Here is a 17,385-nt window from a genome sequence, read left to right on the forward strand (position 1 = left end):
CCGTATTTCAGGTTATGAACATATTGAAACCCCCTGCTCTCCAGGTTGTTGTTAACCCGTATTATTATGAACAACAGCATTTTTTATGCGTGACAGCCATGCTCATGTTTGATTTTAACGAGCGGAAATATCACATCGACACTACTGTTTTCTGGAAAACCATTCAGGATAATCTGGGCGATGACATTAAAATCGATAATTATTTACCCAAGGAATCCGGCTGTTTTTTCGCAAGCGGGTATTGTTACAGTTATGACAACGACACCAATCAAAGTCACGCTACCATTAAAATAGGAAATCACAGCAAAACGGTGATGGTATTTGGCGATCGCAGGCGGTTACGCAAAGACTTGTATCAGGCCACAACCAAAGCGGACTATTTTGACAAAATCGCCCTGGGTTACGAGAACAGCTTCGGGGGGCCAGGCTATCCTAACAATCCACTCGGCAAGGGCTACACCGAGAACGAGGCTGAAGAACTTCTCTTACCCAACACCGAACTGCCTAATAATGACCGGACACCGGCTCATTTTTTACCCGTGTATTATGATCCCCGTCTGGCCGAGTCGCTCACTCGGGATGACTTTCGCGCCGGACAGGATTGGCCGCACTATCGTCGTGATTTTAATGGCCAACGGCTGATGAACATTCCAGAAGACCAAGTGTTAAGTCGTTTTCTTCGGCGTGGTGAACCGTACGTCATCGAACATATGAATCCGACCGAAAGAATCATAACAGGGCGTCTGCCTGATGAGGTATTGCGTGGCTTTTACCGGAAATCCGCATCGAAAAAAATTGAGGAACTGCCCCTTGATTTCAGCAATATCTGGTTTTTCCCTCACGAGGAAAAAGGCTTGTCCGTATTCCATGGTTTGCTGCACGTTGAGAATTTTACCAGCGATCCTTTTGAATTTATACAATTTGAAATTGAACCGCAACCCACCCCTTACGATGGTGAACATTATCATCGGCAATGGATTGAGCGATACAGCAAATTGCCGGCCGTAGCTCAACCAGAGAAAACCGGCTTCGTTCACCGAAAAGAGGATCCGCCCGACTTTTCAGAGACAGAAAAACAATTTAAACAGGCGAGCGGTCTGAACGAGGAAGAACAATCGCCCGAAATCAGGACGTTTCTAAAACAGATGAAACAGGCCAGACCACAAGACATGGCTGATATCGTCAACGTGTACATGACGCACTCCCTAAACCGGATGGACAAAAAGGAACTCGATGCGATTGGCACGGTAAACCGCGAGCAACCCCCACCCAAACCCCGCGACCTTGAAGCGATTAAAAACGAAATCAAACAAATGAAGCTGCCCGATGAACAACAGGATATGATTTTTAAGGAAATGCAGGTCATTCAAAACAGTCAAACCCGCTTATTAAGCCTGCAGCTTGCGAGTACTCGTGATCCGAACCATCCTCGTAAGGCCACAATAACCCGGGAAGAAGTCATCGATTTACATGCGAAAAAAATACCCATCAAGGATCAATGTCTGGCAGCCCTTGATTTATCGGATTTGAACCTGTCCGGTATTCAACTGAGCCACTGCGATCTGGTTCAGACCAATTTCAATCGCAGTATTGTTACGGACGCGAATCTGGAACACTGTTTTTTTGAGGAAACGTCCATCGACGCAGCCGATTTTTCAAAATCCGATTTGTCTTATTGTATTTTACGATCACTCAATGGAACCAGGACCAACTTATCCAAATGCCGTCTGGAACAGGCCTCCATAGAACAATGCACCTTTCAGGACGCTTTTTTTCTTGATATCCAGTCAGACCATTACACCGTATTTAAAACAGTTTTTAACAACTGTTATTTCAACCGGCTTGAATCGGCCTCGTGCAGCTTCGTCAAATCCGAATGCATCGCGTGCGATTTCAGCAAGTCACAATTAAACCTGACGACCTTTGTTGATTGCCGCTTTGACAAGGCGCTTCTGCAACAGTGCCACTGGCAGTCTTGTCAGTTCGTTAACCATCGCTTTATCAATACCACTTTTAAAGAATCGTCTGTCACCCAAACCACCCACACCAACTGCGAATGGCAACAGGTAACGATTCAGGATAGTGATTTTTCACAAAACAGTTTTACGAAATGTGTTGTAAAAGATTGCCGGTTCATCAAAAGCAACCTGAATCGATTTGAAGCGGTTAACAGCCAACTGGACACGATCGCCATAGAACACTGCGATATGACCAACAGCCGTTTCGCGCAACAAAGCCTTATTCACAACATACATGTTACATCCTGCGTATTGCCTGAATCATCTCTAATCCAGACAGAACTGCGCCACGTCGATTTCAAACGGTGCGATCTTTCCCGCACACAATTTAATACCTGTGACATAACCGATATGACATTGACACAATCCCTGGCCCGGGAAATACGCTACGTCCAATGCCATATCCGTTCCTCCACTTTTGAACGAACGGATTTACTGGACGCCATCATCATCCAAAACCAGTTAAGCCATTGCCAGTTTCTGGATTCAAACCTGTTTGGCGCCAACTTTAATTATTGTCAGAAAAAAAATACCATAACCCGGCGTTGTATCGTCAAAGAGGTTGCCATTCATGAAGACCACCGTTAATAAACAGCAGTTTATCGATATATTATCCAAAGGCCCTATCATCAGGGATTGCATACTCTCGGACACACTTCTGGAAAAGTACATTTTTCCCCAGACACAATTTATTAACGTGACATTCAATAACGTCACCTTTCAACGTTGTACCCTTAAATTCGCCACATTTGATCATTGTGAATTTAACAATGTACAAATACAAAGCAGCCAGCTTGAGCTATGCACGTTTATAGAGTGCAGTATGCTGCAAATTTGCTTTGAACAATGTCAGCAAAATGCCAGTGTCTTTCAGAAAAACACGGTGCGAGAATTCAATACCTCGGCTGGCTCAATTTTCAATGCCAGTTTCATTGAGCAGGACATGACCGGTTTGTTTACGAAAACCGGGATCAAACATTGCGGATTCAATCGCTGTTTTTTCTCAGGCCTGACTCTCAGGGAATGCCTCTTCTCCTCCTCAGCCCTGGGCAGTTGCCGTCTTGAAAATACGACTTTGGAGACATGTTCCCTGGATAGGATTAATTTCAGGGGCTCTCAATTCCGCCAATCATCATTCACCGGCTCAACCATGACCGATTGTATTTTTGACGAAGCCCACCTTGAAGCCATGGATTTTCGTTCCACAAAACTCATGCAACGGCTTAATTTTCACAAAGCAACTCTGATCCAGGTAGCGTTCGGCCCGTCACTGAGCGATCGCGTCCTTTTTCATCAGGCCAGACTGGATTCGGTACGATTCCATGCCTGCCTAATCCCCAAATCCATTTTCACCGAAGCGCAAATTCATCATGGCACGTTTGAGGATTGCGACATAGCAAAATCCCATTTCAATCATACCGATATCAGAGACAGCCGCTTTAGCCATTGCAATCTGGAATACAATCATTTTAACTATAGCAGGATAGCCGACTCGCAATTTACAGACAGCAATATGAACTTTACCAAACAGCATGATATGCTGACCGACAACGTCGCGTTTACCAGGGTGAGTATGAACCATATTCAAACCACCGATGAAGCACAACTGGCCGCCGAGAGATGGCGTGTTTAGGGGATGGTGTTATGAAAACAACTACGAATCGAACTATTGAAGCGAGCCAAACCACTGCAACAGTGAAATTTATTGTTGAAGACACCTATCATATACTGGCAGGCAATCAACTGCTTCCTGCGCGAAAAGCGGTATCGTGTCTTCTGAAACCGCAAATTGACGATCTGGTGCAGGTATTTTTTCATCCGGATCACTCACCTTTTATTCTGTCCATCCTGTCTCGGCAAAACCAGGTCGAGGCCGATATGGATTTTGGCCGCCATCAGGATGTTGTTTTAAAAAGCCGAAACCTTCATCTCCATGCCACCGATTCAATCCGGGTATCAGCACCTGCATGCCGAATCAACAGCGACAACACCTCCCTGGAGGGAACGCAGTTATCACTGAGGTACAGAAAAATGGCGTTTGTCGCCGATTTTCTCGAGCAAATCCATGACATGGTTAGCTTAAGCGCTTCCCGCAGTTTTCAGGTGATTAAACAATTCAAACAAAGTGTTGTATCAAGCCTGCGCACCATCGTTCATCATACCCATCGCATGGATTGCAACCAGCTTGAAATTCATTCGGAAAACGACGCCAAGATCAAGGCCAAACAAATTCACCTGGGGTAAATCATGACTTGTCTGTCTTCCATGCAGGGCGGTACGCTGTTGGCACGATCATCGGACATTTGTTTCGATCAATCGGGGAAGCCGCAACCGTTCGATGACGTCGGGTATTTTACTTCAAGCATCAACGCCGCCTATAGTGTCCTATACAATAACTTTCCCAGTTGCAATCTTTCAACCAGTATTCCCATTTCGTTTAAAGACGAACTGGGGGTTGGCGGCGGCGTGGTATCAGGCGTCAATATGAGTGTTGTGCAACCGGTCACCGGCATGCTGAATATTTTAATTAACGGTATTCCGGCCTGCAATTTCGGCAGAACCACCTCGACCAATAACAAAAACAACACCACAGGTATTCACGATACCCCCTCGCAGTTTAAGGTATTGGGTTATTAGGTTCTGTGAACAGGAAAAAATATCGTTACTCCTTGCCTTTTAAATCCGTTTTTTGTTCCGGAGCAGCCGGGGTAGTCGTTTCGGATGAGGCGGGACTTTCACCGGCAGGTTCACCGGATCCCACCACACTGCCGCCAGCCGTCTCTGCCAGCCCGCTTGCTTCCGCAGCAGCACCCCCTTCCGAAGCCAGGCCACCGGCAGCGGTTGCAGAAGTCGCCGCTGTAGACGGTGCGGCCACCTCGGAGGCGGCAATCTCACCGGCGGCCGCGGAAGCGGCCGTTGTCGCACCCGTTGACGCTGCGGACTGCGGTGTTAAATTAATGCTCGGCCCCACGTCTCCGCTGGAGTCGGACAAAATGCCCGGCGCGGACGCGGCAACCCCCATGGCAAAACCTCCGACCATGGTGGACGCCACTTTTCCTGCTGCACCGGTCACACTGCCGGCCGCGCCTTTTATTGATCCCAGTACGCCGGTCGCTGCGGCCTGATCCGAAGCCACATTAGACAATGACAGGGCTGAGGCCGGTGGCACAGACATCAGAGTCGGAGCAGCGCCCAGATTAACAACCAGCCCCGCGGAAATTTCCCCAAATGCATTAAGCACACCCATAATGTTCGTGAGAGGACTGGTAAGGGTTAACATAGTGGCACTATTAATGTCCATCTCAGGAGTCACAATAGAAATGCCTGCCGGATCGAGCGTAATTTGCGTGGGCCCTGTTTTCAAGGTAATGGAAGCGGCCTCTATGACTTTAACCGCGGACGTATTAACACTAACGGTCGTATCATCCTCGTACTTCCAACCATTGGTTATATTGATATTAAATGGCCCCGAGGTCACGATTTTGCCGCCCAGCGTTGAAATAAACTCCAGACCGACTACACCGTGGTATTTGATGCCCCAGTAATTGTAAACGGACCATCCTCCCTGGTTCGCATAGATGGTAAACCCCTTCACTGTTGTTTTTTTATTGCCCTCGACCGTGATCACATCATTACCGCCAACCATGCCAATGGAATTGCCCCCAATGTTATAGAACGAGTTGCCTTCCACGGATAACATATCGTCCATCACAATGTGGGTCGTTCGATTCTCACCGACGTAATAACTGGAATTCATATGGCAATTAAAGGTGGAATTCCCGCCCACGTCCCGATTAAAATCAATCTGGATGTTCATAAACGCACTGCTCGTTGTACCCATGTAATATCCGGCATCCAGTTTGGAGGAAAAGATATTATCCGTTCCCAAAGTCAGCATCGTTTTATTATTGGGCGTATACAGTTGTATCCCTTGTTGCTTGCCTTTTTCCTCGTTGATAAAGAAACTGTTTTCATTGATGGTTTGTAACCCCATGTAATTCTGCGTTTCGTTGATGATCACATTACGGTGGGTGGAATTACTGACCGTGCCTAGAAGAATGGGAAGATCCGGATTACCGAAGTGAAATGCGACGACCGCTTCCATGCTTTTATGGATGGGGATGTTAAGCGCGTATTTATCCCCGATGTAGGATTCCATTTTACGCACCCAGTGCGATCCCTTGCCGTCCGGATCCTTGCCGATGGCGATTTTAAACTTGTACAGGCCTTCCTTGTCGATTTGCACCGTGTTTTCACTGCCTTCGTGATCAATAAACCCGGGCAGCACCCCATGAATTCTGGGGATCTTCGCGTTGATTTCATCACGATAGGTCACTGTTTGCGCAATAGCGGAATATCGGCAACTGAAAAAATCCTCATCAGCGCGGCTTTGATGGGCGTTTTGCGACAGAAAGGATTTTTTTTGCGAACCGGCATAAACGCTTTTTATTATAATGTGCGGTGTATTCAAGCTGTTGTTTTTAAATCGCCGGTGCTGAATCAATGTCCCGGGATTCATCAGGGAAGCCGACGTTTCAATATCGACAAGATTCGATTGGCACTGCAGGCTTTCCGCCACCCGATTGGCGAATTCCTGGTTTTCAGCCATGCTTTCTATGTGCTCGGCCCAGATTTTGCGCTCACCGAACCCCTTGGGACTGACCATCGCCTGGGATGTGTAGGGCTTGGAGGATTGCTTGTGATTATAGGCATTCACTATAACACGCTGCGGTAAATGGGTTACGGACTGTTTAAAATTATAGGCCAGATCACTGGTAGCGCCCTGAGCCTCGGCGTCATCCGGATAAGCCTGATAATAGATGATTTGAGTGTCCTTGTTGTTTAATAACGTCTGGTTACTGTCGGTGATAACCAGCTGCTCTTCCGTTTTGGTCTGGTTAAAATAATAAAACAACCCTTCCATTTGCATCCATCGCGTGATAAAAAACCAATCCTTTTCATTGTACTGAAACACAAATTCTCTCGGCGGATATTGACGAATCAAATCAAATTTGTAGTTTCTTATGGCGTTTTTTATAAAAAAAGCTTCAATAATGTTTGGAATGGATTTGTCCAGCGAAATATTTGTGTCCTGAGTCAGGGTCAGGCCGTAAACACCCGGTGCCAGCCGCAGTGAGTAAATAAAATAATCACCGATGCCGTCGCTTTGGCGGCACTCGATGATAACGCCATGCACCGGGGTCTTTTTACCATTTTTGGTACGGAACTGTAGCGTTGCCCTGGAATAGAGCAGAAGCGACAAATCAATCGGTTGTCGGGTGGCGAACTCCACATCAAACTGATACAGCATGGACATGCCCATCGTACCCTCGAACGCCAGCACAGTTATATTTTTGGTATCCAAGGCGGTAATTTGTAACTCAGGAAGCAGTTTTGGGTGTGTTTTCATGTCATTCCCGGACGTTCAGCAAGAAATTATATCCAGAGCAAAATCACACTACTTTGGTCAATAATAATCATTGTTGACCAAAGTATGATTTTTGCTCTGGAATTATATTAGAGTGTAGTTTTATTATTCACGATAATTTGATATAACTGTATGATATTTTATTTAATTCGCAAACGCGAGCGCATCGTATGGTATTTCCAAATACAGGGATGGTATGAATAAACGACGCGGCAGACTAAATGAAATCAGACGATACCTTGCGCAATGCCTTCCGATTCTGTTCTGCCTGCTGCTGTTCGGCTGCGCGACCGGAGGCAAAGAACAGAAACCGCAACTGTCCAACACCTATCAGGATGACGCCGTCATTCTCAGTATCTGCGCCAGCGATGATTTGAATTTATATAATTTCCGCAAGCACACTCTTAAACTGGCCATTGTTCAGGTGGCCAATGTCGAGGATGTGCAACAATTACTCATCAACTCCGAAGGCATTGCCAAAATCCTTGATGGTGATCTGAAAGAGAAAAATGTGTTCATACAACCGTTCATTGTCGATCCCGGCTCAAAACGTGTACATAAATTTGCCCGTATGGCCGGTGTTAAAAAAGTGATTGTCGTAGCAGGATATTACGACCTGATTCCCAACCAGGTCGTTCGTATTTTTGAAGTCCCGGTATTCAAGCATTGGGAACCGATCAAATTCTGGGAGCAAAATCGCCGGATGGGACGTATGGCCATTTTCCTGAAACTGGGTGCGAAAGGAATTGCCTGTGCCGAAAGCAAGGCCAAGGAAACACCCAATGCAACGGTGGATACTCTTTAAGGGTCAAAATTAAATGGAAAAAGTGCCGGCCAAAATAACATGTATTAAAACATTGCACAGAGCCTGGTATCACAACCTGGAGGAGACTATTCGTGTGGACGAAACCAATCGATTGGCAGCATGGGTTGTTTTTGCAACCACAACATTTTCAGTGCACTGAGTTTAACCAGCATTTTCAGCAATCCAGTTACCTGAAATTGCAAACCCCCTATTTCTGGGGCATCAGCCGCCTGGTTGCGGATCAACTGGCCATCAGCAATGGCCGGTTTGACGTTGAGGAATTAAGTTTTGTATTACCGACCGGTGAGTTTATTCAAATCAATGCGAACGCCAAATTTTTGCCGCGCTCCTTTATCAATGACTGGCCCGCTAACCAGGATCGATTAAAAGTCTATATCGGCGTCAAGGATTTGTTAAAAAATCAACGTAACGTAACGGTCGTCGATAATCCCGAACAACTGTCGCAGATCACCACGCGATATATCAGCTTCAACGACGGCAACGAGCTACCGGATTTCTATCATCAAGGTTCCCAGACGCAGTTAAACTCCCTGTTTTTCGTCGTGAAACTGTTTTGGGATTTCGAGCTGGAAGATTCCCACAATTATCGCTTGATTCAAATTGCGGAATTACATCGCAAAGATAATAAAATTTATTTATCAGACAGTTATATTCCTCCTTCCGTAGTAATAAACGCATCGTCCAATTTACAAAGCCTGTTAAACGAGATTTCCCGTGAACTGACGCAAATCGGTTCGGAGCTTGAAAAATTCAAATTTCCTATCGACTGGTACAACAGCCAGATAGACAAAGCCAATTTCGGACGCTTGTTTTCATTGAGAACCATACTGCGCTACGTGCCTCTGTTAAAACATTATCTGGGCGGTGATGCTATACATCCGTGGTTTATTTACTCGGTCTTGCAGCAACTGATTGGGGAGTTGAGTTATTTTAGTATGGATGTCAGTATGTTTACCGAAAATGCGGCAACCTTGCGAGCACTGCCCGAATACAATCACAACGACTTAACCGCCAGCTTCTCCACTGCGAAATCACTTATTATGCAATTATTGTATACGATTTCGACCGATCCTGGCCGGCTGGCCCGCATGCAGAAAGAGAAAAATTATTACGTGGCTACCTTAAATCCCCGATTTATTAATACCGGGCGTGATTACTACGTTGTGGTGTATGCCGAAAATAACCAGGACGTGGTCAAGCAGCTTATAGAAGCGTCAGGCAAACTGTGCGCCTACTCACAGATTGAAGAATACATTGAATACGCGCTGCCCGGCGCGGAAATGAAACTGCTGGTCACAGCACCGGATGGTGTGCCCAAGGGGGCGAGCTGTCTTTATTACAAGATCGATAAAAATTCATCCATGTGGAGAAATATCGAGAAAGAATTAAAAGCGGCCTTTTATGTCGGTAAAACACCTATAGATTTGACCATCGATCTCGTCGCGGTAGGAGTATAAATGAACTTACAATATCATTTTAACGAGTTATTCCAACTGGTTTACCAATTAAAAAAAAATGATTTTGCCACGGTTCATTATGACGACTTGCGGAAACAAATCAAAGACATCATTACCCGTATAAAATTGCGGGTCGGTGATTCCGCCTCCCATGATTTCAAAATGGCGTTGTTTGCGGTATGCGCCTGGATAGACGAGTTAATCCAGAATTCAAACTGGTCCGGAAAAACGCAATGGCAGGAGCTGCTCCTGCAAACAGAATATTTCGACACGACCGATGCCGGAGATGAATTTTTTGATTACCTGGCCAAAATTCCACTGAATAAAACGGATTTGATTAGAATTTACTATCGCTGCATCGCCCTTGGTTTTAAGGGAGAACACCATAAATCGGTAAGCTTTCCGGAATTGTTTCGATTTAAAAGTTATGCTCTGGAACAATTAACCCAGGATCACGGTTTCAAGGAAAACGTGAACGCCATAACCATTTATCCCGAAGCGTATACTTCGGAAGATACTCACGGCAAAAAGTTATTTTCAGGCCGACGTATATGGAAAAAAATTCTTTGGTGGCTGCTACCTATACCCGTATTGGGAGTTTTCTATATATTTTTCTATCTCGTTATTCACAATACGGTCACAAATTATATAGAAATGATCAACTAATAGAGAATCATAATGAGAACATTTGGCACCATTTTATTCTGGATCATCACGACACTTGTCAGCACGGCATCGTCTCTTCTCATGACCAATGTCTACAACTTTCCCATGTGGATGTCCCCTTTCATTTTTATTATTGTTTTTTTATTTATTTCTTTAATATATTTTTCCATCAGAGGAGTCGTATCCTGGCTTGGTAAACCAAAATCCGCAAAAAAAACGCCGGAAAAAGCGGAAATCAGCAACAGCGGATTGAATGCGGTCTATAAAAACGTCATCACCTATATCAGGGATAATCAAATTGCCGGAGGAAAGAAACATTTTATTAATTTGCCCTGGGTGATTTATTTTGGCCAGAATCACGACGGAAGTGAAGAAACGTTGCACTTGCACACGCATTTCACTATCGGAGATTGCGACGATCAATCGTTGCAGAGAAATCGAGCCCATATCCTTGATTATATGGTTTTATGGTCAGTCGATCCCGAACTATTGGATAAGGGATGCTCTAAAACCCTGGATAAACAATGGTGTGATTTTTTCAGGAAAGCTAAAAAAATCAAAAAAAACAGCGGCACCATTCAACAAATCATTGTGGAACTGCCCGCCCGGTTACTATATAAAGGCGACAAGAAAGAAGTCACCAATTACGCGAGGATGTTAAGGGATCGTATCGATCAAATCGCCAATTTTACCGGCTTTCGTCAGCAGGTTGTTTTTATACTATCTAACGCCCAGGATTTACAGGGATTTAAAGAGTTTTCCGAATTATTATCCGACCCATTAAAAAATCAGGCTTTCGGGTACATGGTCTCCTACCCCATCACCCAATCCGCATCCATTGAACCCATGGAATATCTGGTCGATCGCACCCACGAAATCATCGATATCCTGTCGTTTCAACAAAATATCGAAGTGGACGTGTTGAAATTCCCCCTGGAACTGCAAGCGCTTTATGAAAATTATCATTTATTCACAAGCACGTTCTTCGCCAGTTCGGTTTACAGTGAATCGCCGTTATTACGGGGTTTGTATTTAACCGGCAGAAACGAACAGGAAACCATTTTTACCTATGATCTCATTGATAAAATTTTTGTAAACCTAATCAAGCCGCAGCAACCTCTGAAATCAGCCGTCCTTAAAAAACGCAGACAATACTGGTATAAACTGGGGATCTGGTACTTTATCGCCTCCTGTTTTGCCGCCTATTTCATTTATATGTACGTTCAGACCATTCGGGAACTGACGACGCTTGTAAAAATGCTGCCGCGAAAACCCGTCTATAGCCAGCAACTGGAAAGAAATCTGGTGCAATTCAGCGCTTACCACAAAACCATGCTGGGGCTGGAAGAATTCAGAGAAAAATGGACTATTCGCACTTTGCCTTTCAAAGGCGGACTGGACAAATTATATGATTTTTACAGCAATAATTTTGTCCTGCAATTTAATAAATACGCCATTAATATTCTGGATGCGCGAATCAACAGATTATTGCAAAGAGTGAATCTTTTAACCCAGGTTCAAAAAGCCTACATCGTGGAAAATCTGGTAAGCCGGGTCAATATTCTGGATGCCCGGATGAGCGATGTGAGTCGCGAAGATATGGCCGATTTGCTAAAACCCGAAATCCGCTATCTCGGCTATAGCGCACTGCCGCAACGATTGTTACGATCGTTTGGTAGTCTGTATAAGGATTATGTCGCCTGGAATAAAGATATCAAAAAAATCCGCCTGCAGCGCGGCAAATTACTGCAATGGCTGGAAGATTCCAAGCTGCTCAACTCTGACCTGCACTGGTTGATAGAATGGGGGAATACGCAGGAAGAGATTCAGGATTATACACTGAATGACTACTGGCCCGGCAGTATCCGGGCTTTCACACCGATTATCCGCCCCGGCTATACGGAACCTGGCGCCCGAGCCATTTTGGAACTGGTCAACGCCATTCAAACGGCAACCCCGGTCTACATTGATATTTCAAAACAAAAATATCAATTTGATGTCTGGTATTCGGAAAACCGAATCAATACGTGGACGGATTTCGCCCTGCAGTTTAATAAAGGGTTTGACACCCTCTCCTATCAGTATGAATGGGATAAAACGTTCACCAATATGATGACGGATCAAGGACCCTATAACGCGTTAATGCTCGATATCAGTGCCCAGTTTCAAACACCGATGGCCATCACGATTCCGCGCTGGATTGAATTGGCGAAACGCTTCGCCACGGTTATCAGCAGTGAGGATCACGATAAGGTTAGCGAGTCAAAGCTAACGGAACAGCTCAATGATATGATCAATACCCTGGCCAAAAAACCGTCCGATTTTAAAGCGGACAAGACGTCCCATACCCCGGCAGAAAAATTGTTGTTTAAAAACCAGGTCAGTGCGGTTAAAACCTATATCACCTATCACGGCCTTCTGCAAAAATTGTACGAAAAACCCTATTTTCGTTCCCAGGACGCCTATATCGCCGCAAAAAATCTTTTTGACAGCCAGTCGGGAACCGACAGCAACGTCTCAAAAATTATGCAAGCCTATCAGGCACTGATTAACATGAAGCGTATTCTGGATCATTACGATACGCTGGATGATGCCAACGCGTTCTGGAACATCATGAGAGGCCCGCTGGATTATTACATCACTTACACCAATCGCTACGCGTCCTGTTACATTCAGCAACAATGGATTGAACAGGTTTATCTGAAATCGATCTCCCTCGTACCGGGTGAAGAGTTAAACGCCTTTCTTTTCGACAAGGAAGGAGCAATCTGGCAATTCAACAAAAAATACATGTCTTCCTTCGTTCATCAAGTCGGTAATAATTTTATTCCCAAATTTGTTCTCAACCATAAAATTCCGATTAAAAATGTCTATTTTTCAATACTGAATCTGGGCAATCGCCTGAACTACGAAAGCAATATGGTCACGTTGGAAAAGAACAAGATAGAAAACAGTCTGCCGATTAATTTAAGCATCAAATCCAGACCAACGGGGGTCAACAAAGACGCCAAATTGCTTCCCTACCGCACCTTGCTGACCATCAACTGTGCGAATGAAGTAGTGACTCTGGAGAACTATAATTACCCTTCCGATGTCACCATTAAAAATTTAAAGTTTGATACCTGTGGAGAAACAAGCATCGAAATATTTTTCCCTGCCACCACATTAAAAGTGGACTACCCGGGAAAATTGGGATTTTTCAGATTCATGGACGAGTTCGATCAGGGCGGTAAATATTTCCCGGCCAGTTATTTTCCTGATAACGAAAAATTTTTAAAACAGAATAATGTCAAAACCATTCATCTCATTTACGCGTTTATCGGAGTGGACGGTCTGATGAAAAATGTTAAGGAGTATTTCGCGGTACTGAAAGCAGACGAGATGAGAAAATCTCAACTGAACAAGAAGATAGGCGTACCCAGAGTAATAACACAATGCTGGGAGCATGACGATAATGGCTGATATCGCCTACATTGCCAAACTTGGAAAAAAAGCGATACCAGGGGAACACCCGAGTGGTTATGATTGTCATGCGATGCCCGGTTATCAGTTCATCAGAAATGAAATTGGCAAACTCACCGACGTTGCCCAGGTCACGGAAATTGACTGGGAACAAATAATCAATGAAAGTGTTGCTATATTACAATTTCGCTCAAAAGATATCCTTGTAGCCTGTTATCTGGCTTATGCTCTGGTCAGACAATATGGCTGCGATGGTTTACAGACTGGCAGCTTGTTAATTTACAATTTATTGTATTATTACTTTGATGGGTTATACCCTCAAAACAAACCCAAAACGCTCGGCAATGCTATCAGCTGGTATTTTGAACACGGCTATAAATACCTGCAACATCAGGAGTTTGATTATTCCGATACAAGAAACATTAAAAGAACCATGGCGAATCTTGAAGCCATTTACAACATTACCCGTTCCCATAAACTGGATATTTCCTGCCACGAAAAATTTCAGCAACAATTAAAAACCCTGTCAGGCGAACAACAACCCGAGGAACCGGAAAATACACCCGAGGCGAAAAAAACGGAATCCTTACCAGCCCCGTCCATCCCTGAAGCGAGCGAGAGCCAGGTTGGGCAACAACAAGGCTTCACTATTTTGTTGCAATCGGCGAGACACTTACTGGAAACCAGCGTAACCGATCCCTACGCCTATTACCTGAACAGAATAGCCAGCTGGGGAATGATTTCCACCATTCCGGTTATAGAGGAGGGAAACACCCTTGTAGCACCCCCTGACTCCTTTAATATGGAGCGTATCAAATTACCGAATCAAAATCCCGTTGCATTAATCCGTCTGATTGAGGAAATATTACCTCAGGAACCATTTTGGTTTGATTTACAAATTATGGCGCTTGATTTGCTGCAAAAAGCGGGGGAAGATTTTCAACCTTGCCATGACGTGGTCAAACAGGAATTTTTTCACCTGCTACATCGTTTTCCCGGTATGGAATTATTAACTTTCAACGATGGCACACCATTCCTCAATGAAAAACATGCCATTACATTGACAAATCTGAAAGCGACCAAATTAATCAACGCCGCCGAACGCATTTCAGATTTAACCACCCAACAACAAGATCAATTACGAAACATCAAACAGGTTATTTCCAATCTGCCCCGGAAAAATTATGCGCGGGAATTAAACCAACTGGATTTAATCAACAAGGAAGCCATTTCCGATAAGGTAAAATTAATAGCCTATATATCCATCTGCGAAGAATTATTACAACGCAGCAATTACGACATATTAAAACCTTATCTGGGATTTATGCTGGATATCATTAAAACACATCAATTAAACACCTGGGATCCTTGTATAGCACTGGAAGCATTGGTCGTCTTGTACCGGGGATTAAAAGCCATGCCCGGCGCTCCGATCGCTTCAGAGCAGGATTTGGTCTTCAGTATGATTACCAAAATAGACATGAACATAGCATTTGAACTATCACAGTCCTATTAGGCTCTGTGAACCAAAATTTTCACAGCTGCAAATGCGGCTAATTGGTAACCCAGCATAAGTTTCCTGTAGCCCGCAATACGGTCGCAAGCCTCCTTACGGGATACCGCTTTTTTGTAAAAAACGGTGCGGGGAATTTAAAGTAAACGGTCGTATTACCAACCTCCTCCGCCACCACCGCCGCCACCACCTCCGCTGGAACCACCACCACTAAATCCTGAACTGGAGCCGGGGGCAACGCTGGATGAAGCAATGGCGCTGTTTAATGAACTTCCTATGGTGTTAGAAAAGGACGTTGGAGAAAAATCATGGTAATGACTTCCCACGTACCAGGACGGCTGGTATTTGTATTGCGCTAAAATACCAGCAAATTGCGAAGACCATACCTGTTCCAGGCCAAGAGCCAATGCGAACGGCAAATAACGTTCAAACAACTCCGGTGTTCTGTCCGGCGGATTTCTGAAATTTAACCGATCTTCTTCCGTGGCCTTTAAAAACATCTCGAATCCCCTGGCCTGCTGAATCACCTCGGCTCCTAACGCGGTAGGTCTTTTGATTAAATACATAAACACCGCGTTGGTTGCGATAAATATCGCCACCGCCACGCAAATGGCAACTTCCCCATCCATCATCTCCGAGGAAAAGAAAGAACGGAACATTACTATCAGGAAGATGGCTGCTACGACAGATGCGATTCCTTTTATAATAAAACTGCTGCGTTTCATATATAAAAAAACATCATGGACGACTTTAATAAAAATTAACGCGAAAAAAGCTATAAAACCAACCGGAAATAACAAGGAAATATTATGATAAAAAACGGGTACAAAACTAATGATTGAAATAATAAATCCCAGAATCACCACCGGTGTATTGGTCACGAAATATTTGTCGCGATACGCGGTCTTTAACGCCTTCTTGAATTGATCGATAGCTTCAGAAATTCTGCTGTGATTTTCCTGGGTAATGACCATCTTCCCGGAATACTTGAACAATTCCTTGCTGATTGCTTTTTCAGGTTCCGTCAACAACGATTCATCAGCACCTGTTTTTCTCAAGACGTATTCGTCATCCTTTTTTTCTTCGATAGTCAAATATTTTTTAACCGCCATGTTCACGATGGCCGCCGTAAATATTTTATTGTCATAACCCATTTTTTTAATATATCGAAGTGACTGCGGCGAAAAATCCTGTGGCGGTTCAAACAATGGAATCACTGTTTTGCTATCCGGATCCCGTCCCAGATAAAACCAGGCCACGCCGTAGAACACGAGAAGAAGGACATAGCACAACGCCATGAATGCCAGTTGGCTGTTATCCTCCAGAAAATAATTGATTTTTTTATACCAGTCCGGCTCGATAATGATGCCTTTTGGCCAGCCTGCCACAACAGTCAAGCCATGTCCGGCTGGCAAAGGTTTTGTGGTCGTGAAAAGCACTTCATTATTTTGCGGGTAAGAAATCTCCGCATTATGGCTGCGTGCACCGGGTGGTCCGGTGTAGACCATTGCTTTTTCGATCTTTACCTGCTCAGGCAGTACCACCAGAGCGGTTGCGGATTGTATTGGGAATGCCCATTGATTACCTGTGACATTCCAGTACAGCTCATCATGATTGGCGAAAAAGCCCAGCGCTCGATTGACCGAATACATAATCTGGTATTGATACCTGCCGGGCGTAATGAATGTATCGGAACTGCCAATATAAATCCGAACACCATTACTCCTGTTAACAACCCGATACGGCTCGGATTTGCCATCACGGCGAACATCGAGCAACCGAAAACCGATGTCAAAATCATAACCTTCCGGTGTTTTGTATCGCGTGGGAAAATCACGATAAATGCCCCGTTTAATCCGCACGCCGTCGGTTGTTACATCAATCACTTCCCTGACAATAATTTCAGCGTTTTTACGAATGGTGATGGTCGCATCGTATTGGTTAATAACAGGCGCCTCGGAGTGGGCCAGGCAGGATACTACAAAAAAAAGGATCGCCATCCCTGTTTTGAACAT

The 17,385-nt window shown here is 44.6% G+C and carries 11 protein-coding genes; 9 read left to right on the forward strand and 2 right to left on the reverse strand.

The features are described 5' to 3' along the window. Positions 1-14 precede the first annotated feature (14 nt). Genes CKW05_RS10290 through CKW05_RS10305 form a run of 4 tightly spaced genes read left to right on the forward strand, consistent with a single transcriptional unit; the run spans position 15 to position 4,655 of the window. Positions 15-2,606 carry a DUF2169 family type VI secretion system accessory protein gene (locus CKW05_RS10290; RefSeq protein ID WP_058482389.1) on the forward strand — a complete coding sequence of 864 codons (2,592 nt, stop codon included), beginning with the start codon at positions 15-17 and terminating at the stop codon, positions 2,604-2,606. Beyond that, entirely contained in the window at positions 2,590-3,651 is a 1,062-nt protein-coding gene (locus CKW05_RS10295) for a pentapeptide repeat-containing protein (RefSeq protein WP_058482388.1), read from the forward strand. Before CKW05_RS10290 ends, CKW05_RS10295 begins: the two co-directional genes overlap by 17 nt. A gap of 11 nt (positions 3,652-3,662) precedes the next feature. Further along, positions 3,663-4,262: a DUF3540 domain-containing protein gene (locus tag CKW05_RS10300; RefSeq protein WP_058482387.1), complete on the forward strand. Its 600-nt coding sequence runs from the start codon at positions 3,663-3,665 to the stop codon at positions 4,260-4,262. 3 nt (positions 4,263-4,265) lie between these two features. Beyond that, positions 4,266-4,655 carry a PAAR-like domain-containing protein gene (locus tag CKW05_RS10305; RefSeq protein ID WP_058482386.1) on the forward strand — a complete coding sequence of 130 codons (390 nt, stop codon included), beginning with the start codon at positions 4,266-4,268 and terminating at the stop codon, positions 4,653-4,655. Positions 4,656-4,680: 25 nt separating this feature from the next. Here CKW05_RS10305 and CKW05_RS10310 read toward each other — a convergent pair whose 3' ends face one another. Beyond that, positions 4,681-7,428, reverse strand: a complete 2,748-nt coding sequence (locus CKW05_RS10310) for a type VI secretion system Vgr family protein (RefSeq protein WP_058482385.1) — start codon at positions 7,426-7,428, stop codon at positions 4,681-4,683. Positions 7,429-7,642: 214 nt separating this feature from the next. Between CKW05_RS10310 and CKW05_RS10315 the strand changes: the two genes are divergently transcribed. The 5 genes from CKW05_RS10315 (at position 7,643) to CKW05_RS10335 (ending at position 15,373) form a co-directional block, all read left to right on the forward strand. Then, a complete protein-coding gene (locus CKW05_RS10315; protein ID WP_058482384.1) occupies positions 7,643-8,251 on the forward strand; it encodes a type VI secretion lipoprotein TssJ in 609 nt (202 codons plus the stop codon). 92 nt (positions 8,252-8,343) lie between these two features. Then, positions 8,344-9,729: a type VI secretion system baseplate subunit TssK gene (gene tssK / locus CKW05_RS10320; protein WP_058482383.1), complete on the forward strand. Its 1,386-nt coding sequence runs from the start codon at positions 8,344-8,346 to the stop codon at positions 9,727-9,729. Continuing rightward, the gene (locus CKW05_RS10325) at positions 9,730-10,395 is read left to right on the forward strand and encodes a DotU family type IV/VI secretion system protein (protein WP_058482382.1); all 666 of its coding nucleotides are present in this window, start codon (positions 9,730-9,732) and stop codon (positions 10,393-10,395) included. A gap of 12 nt (positions 10,396-10,407) precedes the next feature. Further along, on the forward strand, positions 10,408-13,857 hold the full coding sequence (locus CKW05_RS10330) for a type VI secretion protein IcmF/TssM N-terminal domain-containing protein (RefSeq protein WP_082642710.1): 3,450 nt from the start codon (positions 10,408-10,410) through the stop codon (positions 13,855-13,857). Further along, positions 13,841-15,373: a TssA family type VI secretion system protein gene (locus CKW05_RS10335; protein WP_082642709.1), complete on the forward strand. Its 1,533-nt coding sequence runs from the start codon at positions 13,841-13,843 to the stop codon at positions 15,371-15,373. The genes CKW05_RS10330 and CKW05_RS10335 overlap by 17 nt, the downstream gene beginning before the upstream one ends. Before the next feature lie 152 nt (positions 15,374-15,525). Here the strand turns inward: CKW05_RS10335 and CKW05_RS10340 are convergent, their stop codons facing one another. Then, positions 15,526-17,385 carry a DUF2207 domain-containing protein gene (locus CKW05_RS10340; RefSeq protein WP_058482379.1) on the reverse strand — a complete coding sequence of 620 codons (1,860 nt, stop codon included), beginning with the start codon at positions 17,383-17,385 and terminating at the stop codon, positions 15,526-15,528.

Source organism: Legionella spiritensis, assembly GCF_900186965.1.
Taxonomy (GTDB): Bacteria; Pseudomonadota; Gammaproteobacteria; order Legionellales; family Legionellaceae; genus Legionella_C; species Legionella_C spiritensis.